Below are 11,552 nucleotides of genomic sequence, written 5' to 3' on the forward strand. Positions count from 1 at the left end.
GGTCCGGGGGCGGAGCCCCCGGCTTGTGAAACCTCCCCGTCACGCCCACGACGTACGCTCACCCCACAACCACCCGCACGCCAGAGGACACCGCATGCCCGCCGCCGACCACCCCGCCTACCCCGTAGGGCTCCGCCTGACCGGCCGCCGAGTCGTCGTCCTGGGCGGCGGCCAGGTAGCCCAGCGCAGGCTCCCCGCCCTGATCGCCGCGGGCGCGGACATCACGCTGATCTCCCCCTCCGCCACCCCCTCCGTCGAGGCGATGGCGACGGCCGGCGAACTGACCTGGACCAAGCGCCGCTACGAACAGGGCGACCTCGCCGACACCTGGTACGCCCTGGTCGCCACCAGCGACGCGCAGGCGAACGACGCGGCGTCCGCCGAGGCCGAGGCGGGCCGCGTCTGGTGCGTCCGCTCCGACGACGCCGACGAGGCGACCGCCTGGACCCCGGCCACGGGCCGCGCCGACGGCGTGACCGTCGCCGTCCTGACGACCTCGGCCGCGGACCGCGACCCGCGTCGCACCGCCGCCGTCCGCGACGCGATCGTCGAGGCCCTCCACGACGGCACGGTCACCGTCCAGCGCACCCACAAGCCCGGCGTCGCGCTCGTCGGCGGCGGCCCCGGCGACCCGGACCTGATCACCGTGCGCGGCCGCCGTCTCCTCGCCGAGGCCGACGTCGTGATCGCCGACCGGCTCGGCCCGCGCGACCTCCTCGACGAGTTGCCGCCGCACGTCGAGGTGATCGACGCCGCGAAGATCCCGTACGGCCGCCAGATGGTCCAGGAGGCCATCAACGACGCGCTGATCGACCACGCCAAGCAGGGCAAGGCCGTGGTCCGGCTCAAGGGCGGCGACCCGTTCGTCTTCGGCCGCGGCATGGAGGAGGCCCAGGCGCTCGCCGCCGAGGGCATCCCGGTCACGGTCGTCCCCGGCATCTCCAGCTCGATCTCCGTGCCCGGCGCGGCCGGCATCCCGGTCACCCACCGCGGCGTCGCCCACGAGTTCACCGTCGTCAGCGGCCACGTCGCGCCGGACGACGAGCGCTCCCTCGTCGACTGGGCGGCGATGGCGAAGCTGACCGGCACCCTCGTGATCCTCATGGGAGTCGACAAGATCGCAAAGATCGCGGCTGCCCTCGTCTCGTACGGCAAGGCCGCCGACACCCCCGTCGCGCTCGTCCAGGAAGGCACGACGGCGGCCCAGCGCCGCGTCGACGCCACCCTCGCGACGGTCGGCGACACGGTCGTCGCCGAAGGGGTCAAGCCCCCGGCGGTCATCGTGATCGGCGACGTGGTGAACGAGAACCCGCACAAGCACCAGAAGTAACCAGCGGTAACGCAACTCGTTCCGAGCCGTTGGCACCACACCCAGAACAAGGCAGTATCGACCCGTGGCTGAAGCTGAATCCCGAGGGCTCATCACCATCGATGACCCCGACGACCCGCGCCTGTCCGACTACACGGGCCTGACCGACGTAGAACTGCGTCGCAAACGCGAACCGGCCGAGGGCCTGTTCATCGCCGAGGGCGAGAAGGTGATCCGGCGGGCCAAGCTCGCCGGGTACGAGATGCGCTCGATGCTGCTGTCCGCGAAGTGGGTCGACGTCATGCGCGACGTCATCGACGAGGTCCCGGCCCCGGTCTACGCGGTCGCCCCCGACCTCGCCGAACGGGTCACCGGCTACCACGTGCACCGCGGCGCCCTCGCCTCCATGCAGCGCAAGCCGCTCCCGACCGCGGACGACCTCCTGACCACCGCCCGCCGCGTGGTCGTCATGGAGTCGGTCAACGACCACACCAACATCGGCGCGATCTTCCGCAGCGCCGCAGCACTCGGCATGGACGCCGTCCTGCTCTCGCCCGACTGCGCGGACCCGCTCTACCGCCGCTCCGTGAAGGTCTCCATGGGCGCGGTCTTCTCTGTGCCGTACGCGCGTCTGGAGGCCTGGCCGAAGTCCCTGGAGACGGTCCGCGACGCCGGCTTCGAACTCCTCGCGCTGACCCCGGCCGAGCAGGCCAAGTCCCTGGACGAGGTGGCGCCGCACCGCATGGACCGCGTCGCGCTGATGCTCGGCGCGGAGGGCGAAGGCCTTTCGACCCAGGCCCTGATGGCGGCGGACGAATGGGTCCGCATCCCGATGGCCCACGGAGTCGACTCGCTCAACGTGGGCGCGGCGGCCGCCGTCGCGTTCTACGCGGTGGCGACGGGCCGCCCCGAACTCTGACGTTCCCGCGACCCCGCCCGCGCCGCGGGCGGGAGCGCGGGTGCGGTCACAGGCTCTGCGCCGCCGCGATCGCCAGCGCCACGAGCAGCGTCACGACGACGAACACGAAGAGCCGCTGGCGCAGCAGCCGCGGGTTCGCCGGTCGCAGCTTCTTGCCGCTGCCCGTGCCGTTCGTCCGCGGCGCCGGGCGCCCCGCACCACTGCGCGGCCCGGTCCGCCCGTTGCTTGAACGGCTGTTCGTGTTCCGCGCGGGCGCCGAACCGCTGCTCCTGCCGTTGCTGGGGCGCGAGGTGGGAGTCCCCGGCTGCGTACGCCGCTGGGTGCGCTGCCCCTCGTAGGTGTCCGCGAGCCGTCCGGTCGGCCGGTCCTGCTCGGCGGTGCGCGGCGCGGGCGGGCGCGGCTCCGCGGCGATGCCCTGCGCCTCGCGGGCCGCGATCTCCTTGAGCCGCAGCGACAGTTGCAGCGTGCTGGGCCGCTCCTCCGGGTCCTTCGCCAGGCACGCGCGCAGCAGCGGCGCGAGCGCGTCCGGCACCCCGGCCAGCTGCGCCTCCTCGTGCACGACCCGGTAGAGCATGACCTCGGAACTGCCGTGCCCGAACGGCGAGTCGCCCATCGCGGAGTACGCGAGCGTCGCCCCCAGGGCGAACACATCGGTCGCGGGCGTCACGGCGGCGCCGCGCACCTGTTCGGGCGCGAGGAAGCCGGGGGAGCCGACCGCGGTGCCCACATGGGTCAGCGTCGAGGCGCCGGTCGCCCACGCGATGCCGAAGTCGATGATCCGCGGCCCCTTCGGGGACAGCAGGATGTTGGACGGCTTGAGGTCGCGGTGCACGACCCCGGCCTCGTGGACGGCGACGAGCCCCTCGGACAGCGCGGCCCCGACGGCCGCCACGTCCGATGCGGCCAGCGGGCCCTCCTCGGCCACCTTGTCGTGCAGCGAGGGACCCGGCACGTACTGCGTCGCGAACCACGGCCGCTCCGCCTCCAGATCGGCGGCGACGAGCCGGGCGGTGCAGCCGCCCCTGATCCGCCGGGCGGCGGACACCTCGCGCGCGAACCGCGACCGGAACTCCTGGTCCTCCGCCAGATCAGGCCTGATCACCTTGAGCGCGACCCGCTGGCCGCGCCGGTCGGACCCGAGATAGACCACGCCCATCCCGCCGGCCCCGAGGCGTCTGTGAAGCCTGAACGAGCCGACGACGCGCGGGTCCTCGCGCCTCAGGCGCATCATCGCCATGTTCATCCCCGCTGCTGCCCGGTCCGTCTGACGAGCCACAGCTTACGTTTTCGCGCACGGCGGCGCGCAAAGGCCGCGCCCTCGCGGCCGATTCGATTGTCAGTGCCCGGTGGGAAACTTGAAGAGTGGTCAGGGAGCGCGGGAGCGGGGCGGCTTGTCCGGCGCCCGCGCGCCAACAGGGCGGCCTTGGAGGGGGTTTGGACCCATGAAGGGTGACCGGGTCGAGATAGTCGTGGACGCCGGGGACACGACGCGTACGTACGAGGTGACGGCGGGCCGGGCGGGCCGGAGGGTGGAGACGGCGGTGCGCAGAGGGGTGGTGGAAGTGAGCGAAGTCACCCGATCCGGATCCGTGGTGCGCACCGCGCGCTTCATGGCCACCAGGGTCCTGGCGCTGGTAGAGCACCCCGTCCCGCGCGAGGAGCCCGCCGAGCGCGAGGCCCGCGTCGGCCGCCCCCTCGGGGAAGACCCCGAGGCCTAGGACTCCGTCTCCACCCAGGGGAGTACATCGGGCGGAGGTGGTCATCCTCGGGGAGGCCCGGCAATCGGTACGAGGGCATGACGTCTCGGACGCCCGCCACTCATAGATTTGAGGTCAAGCGGCGGGTACGGCACTCGTCCCCCGAGGTCAGGTACCCGCCGCTTGCCAAGAAGCGACAACTCACAAGACGCAAGAACTCAAGATTTCGACCGGGAGAGGACCATGGCGGACACGGCACCGCGGACGACAGCGTTCCGCACAGTGGCCCGCAGGGCGGGCCTTTTCGGTGGCCCCGCGACCGACCGCCGGCATCCGCTGGTGGCCGCGGCCATGGTTCTCCCTCTCGCGGCCCTTCTCGTCGTCGTGTTCGGCGGCTGGGACGCGGTGGTCACACAAGCGTCGTCCGTGGGCGTGATGCTGGGGCGCTGAGCGGCGCTCCCAGGCCCGGAAGAGCGGTCCGGGCGGGGACATCCGACCATGAAACCCCGTGGGGACGGGGGTGCGGCGGACGGCACAAATGCTGCGCGCAGCTGGGGAGCTGCGCGCAGCATTATTTTGTGCCCGGACAGAGGCTCTAGGCTGCCGCCGTGACCACGCTCATCGTTCCCGCGCTCAGGGCCGAGGCCCGGGGCGCGGCCCACCCGTCGGGGATCGCCTGCGTCTGCGGCGCCACGACCCTCGCCGACCGCCCCGACGCCACGGTGGTCCGGCACGGCGACACCGTCGCCAAGGCGCACGCCCCCGGCACCGACCCCGCCGAGCTGAACCTGCGCCTCGCCGTGGCCGCCCACCCGTCCCTGTCCGGCGTGCTGCTGCGCCCGCTGCGCCCGATGGCCGCGGAGCTGGACGACCGCCTGGTCACGTTCTGGCCGCACGGCACCCCCGTGGACCCGGACCACCCGGAACGCGCCCCCTGGGAGGCCGTGGGCGCCCTCCTCGCCCGCCTGCACGGCACGCCGGCCCACGAGCTCCCGCCCGCGCTTCCGCCCATGCGCGGCCCCCTCAAGGCGGCCGCCGCCGTGGCCCGCCTCCTGGCCTCGGCCCCCGCCCACCCGGCCGCGCGCCCGATCCTCGACGCCTGGCGCACCCTGCCGCCCTGGGCCCGCGCCGAAGCCCCGTACACGCACGCGAACGCCCTGTGCCACGGCGATCTGCACCTCGGCCAGCTGGTCCGCCACCCCGCGGAGTCCGCCGCGTGGACGCTGATCGACGTCGACGACCTCGGAATCGGCGACCCCGCCTGGGACTTGGCCCGCCCCGCCGCCTGGTTCGCCTGCGGGCTGCTGTCCGCCGAGGAGTGGAGCCGCTTCCTCGGCGCGTACCAACGCACAGGCGGCGCAAAGGAACTGTGCGTTCCCGACCCCTGGCCCGCCCTCGACGCCCCGGCCCGCGCCCTCACCGTGCAGACCGCCGCGCTCGCCGTCGCGAAGGCCTGCGACGCGGGCCGCGCGCTGGACGAGGTGGAGGAGTCGGTCGTCGACGCCTGCGCCCGAATGGCATCGGTGCCGCCGCAGTTCGAGGACGAACCGGCCAAGTAGGGTGCGGGGGACGGAAGCCGGGAAGTGTTCCGGCGAAGCAGCACCGAACGGCGAGGAGTTGAGCCGAGCATGCAGTGTCCGAAGTGTCACGCACCGATGCACACGTACAACCGCAATGGCGTCCAGATCGAGCAGTGCAGCGGTTGCCGCGGGATATTCCTGGACTACGGCGAGCTGGAGTCGCTGACCCGCCTGGAGTCGCAGTGGCAGCAGCAGGCCCCGCCGCCCCCGCCCGCCCCGCAGGGCTACCCGGCCCCGGCGGCCCCCGCGGCCCCGGCCTGGGGAGCCCCGCACCACGGCGGTCACCACGGCCACGGCCACCACGGTCACCACAACCGCGGCTTCGGCCGGATGCTGTTCTCCTCCTGAGGCGCTGAGCGGCTCTTCTCCCGAAGGGCCGCCCGGCTCCCCGGGCCGTCCGGAACGGAAGAAGCCCCCGGTCACGAGGACCGGGGGCTTCTTTTCTGTGCGCGATACTGGGATTGAACCAGTGACCTCTTCCGTGTCAGGGAAGCGCTCTCCCGCTGAGCTAATCGCGCGGGGGATCCTTGCGGACCAGTGGACGATACTGGGATTGAACCAGTGACCTCTTCCGTGTCAGGGAAGCGCTCTCCCGCTGAGCTAATCGTCCGGGATGGAAGCCTTGCGGCCTCAGTGCGCGATACTGGGATTGAACCAGTGACCTCTTCCGTGTCAGGGAAGCGCTCTCCCGCTGAGCTAATCGCGCTTGGAGGTGGAGACGGGATTTGAACCCGTGTAGACGGCTTTGCAGGCCGTTGCCTCGCCTCTCGGCCACTCCACCAGGAGCGTAGGGGTTCGGGAAGATCCCCCACATCCTGAGCGAACGACCGGGTTCGAACCGGCGACCTCAACCTTGGCAAGGTTGCGCTCTACCAACTGAGCTACGTTCGCGTGTCTTTCCGTTCCGCTTGCGCGTCCCGGCGACGTGTTGAACTCTAGCGGATTCCTGGGGGAGGTCCAAAACGCGTTTGCGCAGCGTGCTGCGGTGCGAGCGACGAAGGTCCTGCTCAGGTGGGCCCATCGGCATCGGCCATAGACTCGAAGGCGTGCACGACCTCCCTGCTCTGGCCCGCTTCGGCGGGCTCGTCGCGACCGATCTGCGCGACGTCACCAGCGATCCCGCGGCCCTCGACTCCAGCGGCTTCTGGGCCGTCTGCGCCGACTTCGAGGGCCGTCTGACCTGCGCCCGCTTCGGCGATGTCCGCGAGGAACCGGTGCCCGCCCCGCGGCCCGGCGGCTGGCACGCACCCGCGCCGACCGACTGGACGTCGTCGCTCGACCACACCGCGTACACGGACGGCGTGCGCAGCATCCGCGCCCGCATCGCGACCGGCGAGGTCTACCAGGCGAACCTCTGCCGCGTACTGTCCGCGCCCATATCCCCGTACGCCGATGTGGACGCCCTCACCGCTCTCCTCGCGCGCGGGAACCCGGCACCGTACGCAGGAACGATCCGGCTGCCGGAGCACGGAGTGGAGGTCGCCACGGCCTCGCCCGAGCTGTTCCTGCGCAGGGACGGCCGGGTCGTCGAGTCCGGGCCGATCAAGGGGACCGGGCGCACCGAGGCGGATCTCCTCGACAAGGACCACGCCGAGAACGTGATGATCGTCGACCTGGTCCGCAACGACCTGGGCGTCGTCTGCGCCACCGGAAGCGTGACCGTTCCCGAACTGTGCGTGGTCGAGAAGCACCCGGGCCTCGTCCACCTCGTCTCCACCGTCCGCGGCGAGCTGCCCGAGGCGGCCGGCTGGCCCGAGCTCCTCGACGCCGCGTTCCCGCCCGGCTCCGTCACCGGCGCCCCGAAGTCCAGCGCCCTGCGGATCATCGACGAACTGGAGACGGCGCCGCGCGGCCCCTACTGCGGCGGCATCGGCTGGGTGGACGCGGACCGGGGGAGCGGCGAACTGGCCGTCGGGATCCGCACCTTCTGGATCGACCGCGGCGAGGGCGGCGACGTCCTGCGCTTCGGCACCGGCGCCGGGATCACCTGGGGCTCCGACCCGGAGCGGGAATGGCGGGAGACCGAGCTGAAGGCGGCGCGGCTTCTGGAGGTAGCGTCGGGAACGTACGCACTCGAACAGTGAGAGGCAAGACCCGTGAAGATCTGGCTGGATGGCCGGCTGCAGGACACTGAGGCGGCGCGCGTCTCCGTCTTCGACCACGGGCTCACCGTGGGAGACGGCATCTTCGAGACGGTGAAGGCCGTCGAAGGCAAGCCGTTCGCGCTCACCCGCCACCTCGACCGGCTCGCCCGCTCGGCCCGCGGACTCGGCCTGCCCGAGCCCGACCTCGAAGAGGTCCGCCGCGCCTGCGACGCCGTCCTCGAGGCCAACCCGATGGCCCTCGGCCGCCTGCGCATCACCTACACCGGCGGCCTCTCGCCGCTCGGCTCCGACCGCGGCGACCACGGCACCACGCTCGTCGTCGCCCTCGGCGAGGTCAAGCGGCGCCCCGACACCACCGCCGCGATCACCGTCCCGTGGACCCGCAACGAGCGCGGCGCCCTTGCGGGCCTGAAGACCACCTCGTACGCGGAGAACGTCGTGGCCCTGGCGCGCGCCCACGAACACGGCGCCTCCGAGGCCCTGTTCGCGAACACGGTGGGGCAGCTGTGCGAGGGCACCGGCTCCAACGTCTTCGTCGTCCTCGACGGCGAGATCCACACGCCGCCGCTGACGGCGGGCCCGCTCGCCGGCATCACGCGCGCCCTCGCCGTCGAGTGGACCGGCGCCAAGGAGACCGACCTGCCGCTGTCCGTGCTCGCGGAGGCCGACGAGGTGTTCCTGACGTCGACGCTGCGCGACATCCAGGCCGTGCACCGCGTCGACGACCGTAATCTGACGGACGCGCCGGGCCCCGTCACCGCGAAGGCCATGCGCGTGTGGGACGAGCGGGCAGCAGACCGCCTCGACCCGTAAAGCCCTTGTCACGTCGGGGGTGCGGGCGGGTAGAACACCCGTGATGACCACGACCCTGCGGCCGACCGAGCCGCTCCAGCGCACCCCCGACGGCTCGCGCTCGCGTCACTACGCGGTGTGTGTGAACAGCCGCCCCGTCGGCACCCTGCACCTCGCCACGCACCCGGTCTTCGGCCCCTCCGTCGCCCAGATACGCGAACTGAGCGTCGACGAGAAGGACCGGGGGCGCGGCCGCGGCACCGTCGCCGCGCTCGCCGCCGAGGAGGTCGCCCGCTCCTGGAACTGCCGCCGCGTCGAGGTGGCCGTCCCCGCCGACGCGCAGGGCATGCTCCGCCTCGCGGGCGCCCTCGGCTACGTGGAGCGCAACCGGAACATGGCGAAGGCCCTGCCCGCACAGCCGCCCGCCCTCCCCGCAGGCGGCGTCGGGCGGCGCATGACGGAGGCCGAGTACGGGCCGTGGTTCGCGCACGCCAAGGCCGCGTACGCACGCACCTGGGTCGAGCGCGGCGTCACCGAGGAGGAGGCGCGCCAGAAGGCCGAGCGCGACCACGCCGTGCTGCTCCCGGACGGCGTCGCTACCCCGGACGTCCTGCTCGGCGTCCTGGAGCACGCGGGGGAGCGGGTCGGAACGCTCTGGGTGGCGCAGCGCCCCGACGGAGCGTTCGTCTTCGACGTCGAGGTGGCGGCCGAGCACCGGGGGCGCGGCCACGGACGCTCCCTGATGCTGCTCGCCGAGGCCGACTCGATCGCGGCGGGCGCCACCCGGATCGGCCTCAACGTCTTCGCGGGCAACACGGCCGCGCTGAGCCTGTACGCGTCGCTCGGCTACGAGCCGACCACGTACTACCTCTACAAGCAGCTGCTGTGAGGGTCAGCCCTGCTCGGCGAGCAGCCGGTCCGCGATCTCCTCGATCCGCTCCCGCAGCCCCTCCTGGCTCTTGCCGCCGTGCAGCAGCTCCCCGCCGATCTCGTACGTCGGCGTGCCCGTCACGCCGATGACCTTGCCCTCGGCCTGGTCGGCGTCGACGATCAGGATGTGCCGGCCGTCGACGAGCGCGGTGTCGAACTCCTCGGCGTCCAGGCCGAGTTCGCCCGCCACCTCGACGAGGAACTGCTCGCCCTTGCGGTCGAACTCCTCGACCCGGCCGAGCACGGCCTCCACGTATGGCCACCCCTTGCCCTGCGCGAACGCCTCCTCGGCGGCCTGCGCGCCGGCGAAGGAGTGCTTGTGCTTCTCGAGCGGGAAGTGCCGCAGGCGCAGCTCGACGCGGTCGCCGTAGCGCTCGCGCAGCGCGCGGAGGTCGTCCAGGGCCGAGCGGCAGTCGGGGCACTGCAGCTCGCACCACACGTCAAGGATGGGGTTCGGGGCGTTCATGGGGGCAAGTCTCCCAGGGGCGCCCGCCGGGCCCAACCTGGACCTGCGGAGGAGCGGCAACCCCGAGATGTCCCCCAGATGTGGCCGAGGTGGGCTCCGGGCGTGGCCCGCGGACCCCCGGGCGGTGCAGGATGGGAGGGGGAAGCGCCCCACGATGTCCGAACTCGGGAGGACCCGATGATTGCCGAGACCGTGTGTTCCGCCGTGGCCGTGGCGGGCCTGGGCATCGCCGGGGTTCTCGCCTTCCGCAAGCGGTTCCTCAAGGCCGCCCGCACCGCCGCCTACGCTCTCGTGCCGCTGGGCCTGGTGATGACGGGCGCGGTGGAGTGGATCGCGGACACCGCGTTCAGTCCGACCGCCTGGGCCGGCTTCGGCGTGCTCGGCGTCGCCTGGCTGATGTTCATGGGTACGCGGGCCGTCGAGCGCCGCCGCGCCGGCCGCTCCGGCGTGCCGGGCAAGGAGGGCAAGGCCGCCGTCGCCCCCGCCGCGTCGGCGCCCTCGCTCGGCGAGAGCAGGCGCCCCACGCCCGCGGCGCAGCCGAAGCAGGCGAAGCAGCCGAAGGCCGAGCCCGCCGAGGACTTCAGCGACATCGAGGCGATCCTCAAGAAGCACGGCATCTGACGTCAACGCACGCACGCGCCCCGCTGTCACGGGTCGCGGTGAACTGCCCCTCGAAAGTGGTGCGTTGAGTACCCGTCACCCGATGAGTGCGTCATCATCGCGACGAGATGCTGGACACACCGCAGCTGCCCGATCAGCTGGACGCCGACCCGGGGCAGGCCCTCCACAGCGAGCCCACGCCGCCCGTACCCGCACCCGTACCTGTACCCGCACCCGCACCCGTACGAGATGAGAAGCGGCCCGAGAGTCAGCGCGGCTGTCTCTTCGCGCTCTCCCAACCACCGCTGATGATCTTCCTGGGAGTCATCGGCAGCCTGCTCCTGCTGGCGGCGCTGCACGATCTCCTGCTGCTGTGAACGGTTTCAGCCCGTGCGTCAGCCGGTGGCTTCCTTGCGCCGCGCCCGGTACGCCGCGACATGCAGCCGGTTCCCGCACGTACGGCTGTCGCAGTAGCGGCGCGAACGGTTGCGGGACAGGTCGACGAACGCGAACCGGCAGTCGGGCGCCTCGCAGCGCCGCAGCCGCTCCTGCTCCCCGGCGACGACGAAGAACGCCAGGGCCATCCCGCAGTCGGCCGCCAGGTGGTCGGCGACGGAGGCCCCGGGCGCGAAGTAGTGCATGTGCCAGTCGTAGCCGTCGTGGTCCGTGAGGCGGGGAGTGGTGCCCGCCTCGGCGACCAGTTCGTTGATCACCGTCGCCGCCGCCCGCTGATCACTCGCCGCGAACACGGCCGCGAAGCGGTCACGCACCGTACGCACCGATTGAAGATCGTCTTCGGTGATCACGCCGACATCGCTGACATCGTTCCTTCGTACGAAATCCGTCAGCTCGGCCGGACTCGTGAGCCCGTCCGCCTTCGTATCGCCGTCCGGTGTCGTGTTCACCAGATCGACCACGGTGTCGAGCGCGCACCGGGTGTCGTGGGTGATCAGCACGATTCGCTCCCTGGCCTGGGGTAGGGCTCCCGCCCGCCGATGCCGCACGAGCCTAGTGCCTGCCGGCCTCCGGGAACGCACCTGCGCCGTGGGCGGGGGGGGGTACAACGCGCGGGCGCCCGGGGTTTTGGGTTTGGGGGTTGCCCACCCGGTATACCTGCGCGTGACCCCGGGGGCGGCCCGGCGCGCGGTCGCCCC

General features: G+C 72.4%; 14 protein-coding genes and 5 tRNA genes. 11 read left to right on the plus strand and 8 right to left on the minus strand.

Annotation, left to right across the window (positions count from 1 at the left end):
* Window positions 1–94: 94 nt before the first annotated feature.
* Together cobA and ACFV9W_RS20815 are read left to right on the plus strand one after the other, a co-directional pair.
* Window positions 95–1,330, plus strand: a complete 1,236-nt coding sequence (gene cobA / locus ACFV9W_RS20810) for a uroporphyrinogen-III C-methyltransferase (RefSeq protein ID WP_385762944.1) — start codon at window positions 95–97, stop codon at window positions 1,328–1,330.
* 64 nt (window positions 1,331–1,394) lie between these two features.
* Window positions 1,395–2,228, plus strand: coding sequence for a TrmH family RNA methyltransferase (locus ACFV9W_RS20815; protein ID WP_385762946.1), 834 nt, complete (start codon window positions 1,395–1,397; stop codon window positions 2,226–2,228).
* 46 nt (window positions 2,229–2,274) lie between these two features.
* On the opposite strand, the gene ACFV9W_RS20820 is transcribed toward ACFV9W_RS20815, so the two are convergent.
* Entirely contained in the window at window positions 2,275–3,471 is a 1,197-nt protein-coding gene (locus tag ACFV9W_RS20820; RefSeq protein WP_385763186.1) for a serine/threonine-protein kinase, read from the minus strand.
* Window positions 3,472–3,670: 199 nt separating this feature from the next.
* Here ACFV9W_RS20820 and ACFV9W_RS20825 point away from each other — a divergent pair, with 199 nt between their 5' ends.
* The 4 genes from ACFV9W_RS20825 to ACFV9W_RS20840 all read left to right on the plus strand — a co-directional run bounded on the left by ACFV9W_RS20825 (window position 3,671) and on the right by ACFV9W_RS20840 (window position 5,853).
* Window positions 3,671–3,946 (plus strand): hypothetical protein, encoded by a 276-nt coding sequence (locus tag ACFV9W_RS20825; protein ID WP_385762948.1) that lies wholly within the window; start codon window positions 3,671–3,673, stop codon window positions 3,944–3,946.
* Between the two features lie 222 nt (window positions 3,947–4,168).
* Window positions 4,169–4,375 (plus strand): hypothetical protein, encoded by a 207-nt coding sequence (locus ACFV9W_RS20830; RefSeq protein WP_385762950.1) that lies wholly within the window; start codon window positions 4,169–4,171, stop codon window positions 4,373–4,375.
* A 158-nt stretch (window positions 4,376–4,533) separates the two neighbouring features.
* Window positions 4,534–5,484: a phosphotransferase family protein gene (locus ACFV9W_RS20835; RefSeq protein ID WP_385762952.1), complete on the plus strand. Its 951-nt coding sequence runs from the start codon at window positions 4,534–4,536 to the stop codon at window positions 5,482–5,484.
* Window positions 5,485–5,553: 69 nt separating this feature from the next.
* Window positions 5,554–5,853, plus strand: coding sequence for a zf-TFIIB domain-containing protein (locus tag ACFV9W_RS20840; RefSeq protein ID WP_385762954.1), 300 nt, complete (start codon window positions 5,554–5,556; stop codon window positions 5,851–5,853).
* Window positions 5,854–5,951: 98 nt separating this feature from the next.
* On the opposite strand, the gene ACFV9W_RS20845 is transcribed toward ACFV9W_RS20840, so the two are convergent.
* The 5 genes from ACFV9W_RS20845 to ACFV9W_RS20865 all read right to left on the minus strand — a co-directional run bounded on the left by ACFV9W_RS20845 (window position 5,952) and on the right by ACFV9W_RS20865 (window position 6,396).
* A tRNA-Val gene (locus ACFV9W_RS20845) sits at window positions 5,952–6,023 on the minus strand.
* A gap of 20 nt (window positions 6,024–6,043) precedes the next feature.
* Window positions 6,044–6,115, minus strand: a tRNA-Val gene (locus tag ACFV9W_RS20850).
* A gap of 24 nt (window positions 6,116–6,139) precedes the next feature.
* Window positions 6,140–6,211: transfer RNA gene (locus ACFV9W_RS20855), tRNA-Val, on the minus strand.
* A 1-nt stretch (window position 6,212) separates the two neighbouring features.
* Window positions 6,213–6,286, minus strand: a tRNA-Cys gene (locus tag ACFV9W_RS20860).
* A gap of 37 nt (window positions 6,287–6,323) precedes the next feature.
* Window positions 6,324–6,396 (minus strand) — tRNA-Gly (locus tag ACFV9W_RS20865).
* Window positions 6,397–6,551: 155 nt separating this feature from the next.
* Here ACFV9W_RS20865 and ACFV9W_RS20870 point away from each other — a divergent pair.
* From ACFV9W_RS20870 to ACFV9W_RS20880, 3 genes are read left to right on the plus strand one after another with little or no spacing between them, the layout of a single operon-like run.
* Window positions 6,552–7,589 (plus strand): chorismate-binding protein, encoded by a 1,038-nt coding sequence (locus ACFV9W_RS20870; protein ID WP_385762956.1) that lies wholly within the window; start codon window positions 6,552–6,554, stop codon window positions 7,587–7,589.
* Window positions 7,590–7,601: 12 nt separating this feature from the next.
* A complete protein-coding gene (locus ACFV9W_RS20875; protein ID WP_385762958.1) occupies window positions 7,602–8,423 on the plus strand; it encodes an aminotransferase class IV in 822 nt (273 codons plus the stop codon).
* A gap of 43 nt (window positions 8,424–8,466) precedes the next feature.
* Window positions 8,467–9,291 carry a GNAT family N-acetyltransferase gene (locus tag ACFV9W_RS20880; protein ID WP_385762960.1) on the plus strand — a complete coding sequence of 275 codons (825 nt, stop codon included), beginning with the start codon at window positions 8,467–8,469 and terminating at the stop codon, window positions 9,289–9,291.
* Between the two features lie 3 nt (window positions 9,292–9,294).
* On the opposite strand, the gene ACFV9W_RS20885 is transcribed toward ACFV9W_RS20880, so the two are convergent.
* Complete coding sequence (locus ACFV9W_RS20885; protein WP_385762962.1) at window positions 9,295–9,798, minus strand: DsbA family protein; 504 nt, start codon at window positions 9,796–9,798, stop codon at window positions 9,295–9,297.
* 177 nt (window positions 9,799–9,975) lie between these two features.
* On the opposite strand from ACFV9W_RS20885, the gene ACFV9W_RS20890 reads away from it, so the two are divergent.
* Both ACFV9W_RS20890 and ACFV9W_RS20895 read left to right on the plus strand, forming a co-directional pair.
* Entirely contained in the window at window positions 9,976–10,419 is a 444-nt protein-coding gene (locus ACFV9W_RS20890; RefSeq protein ID WP_385762964.1) for a hypothetical protein, read from the plus strand.
* 107 nt (window positions 10,420–10,526) lie between these two features.
* Window positions 10,527–10,775, plus strand: a complete 249-nt coding sequence (locus ACFV9W_RS20895) for a hypothetical protein (protein WP_385762966.1) — start codon at window positions 10,527–10,529, stop codon at window positions 10,773–10,775.
* Between the two features lie 18 nt (window positions 10,776–10,793).
* Here ACFV9W_RS20895 and ACFV9W_RS20900 read toward each other — a convergent pair whose 3' ends face one another.
* On the minus strand, window positions 10,794–11,354 hold the full coding sequence (locus ACFV9W_RS20900; protein ID WP_385762968.1) for a CGNR zinc finger domain-containing protein: 561 nt from the start codon (window positions 11,352–11,354) through the stop codon (window positions 10,794–10,796).
* Window positions 11,355–11,552 lie beyond the last annotated feature (198 nt).

Origin of the sequence: Streptomyces sp. NPDC059897, assembly GCF_042730865.1 — a bacterium.
GTDB lineage: Bacteria > Actinomycetota > Actinomycetes > Streptomycetales > Streptomycetaceae > Streptomyces.

What these genes read in the sequence shown, in the direction of transcription:
- ACFV9W_RS20885 (WP_385762962.1), bottom strand. Translation starts at nt 9,798, where the DNA reads ATGAACGCCCCGAACCCCATCCTTGACGTGTGGTGCGAGCTGCAGTGC.
- ACFV9W_RS20895 (WP_385762966.1), top strand. Translation starts at nt 10,527, where the DNA reads ATGCTGGACACACCGCAGCTGCCCGATCAGCTGGACGCCGACCCGGGG.
- ACFV9W_RS20840 (WP_385762954.1), top strand. Translation starts at nt 5,554, where the DNA reads ATGCAGTGTCCGAAGTGTCACGCACCGATGCACACGTACAACCGCAAT.
- ACFV9W_RS20890 (WP_385762964.1), top strand. Translation starts at nt 9,976, where the DNA reads ATGATTGCCGAGACCGTGTGTTCCGCCGTGGCCGTGGCGGGCCTGGGC.
- ACFV9W_RS20825 (WP_385762948.1), top strand. Translation starts at nt 3,671, where the DNA reads ATGAAGGGTGACCGGGTCGAGATAGTCGTGGACGCCGGGGACACGACG.
- ACFV9W_RS20830 (WP_385762950.1), top strand. Translation starts at nt 4,169, where the DNA reads ATGGCGGACACGGCACCGCGGACGACAGCGTTCCGCACAGTGGCCCGC.
- ACFV9W_RS20880 (WP_385762960.1), top strand. Translation starts at nt 8,467, where the DNA reads ATGACCACGACCCTGCGGCCGACCGAGCCGCTCCAGCGCACCCCCGAC.
- cobA (WP_385762944.1), top strand. Translation starts at nt 95, where the DNA reads ATGCCCGCCGCCGACCACCCCGCCTACCCCGTAGGGCTCCGCCTGACC.
- ACFV9W_RS20820 (WP_385763186.1), bottom strand. Translation starts at nt 3,471, where the DNA reads ATGAACATGGCGATGATGCGCCTGAGGCGCGAGGACCCGCGCGTCGTC.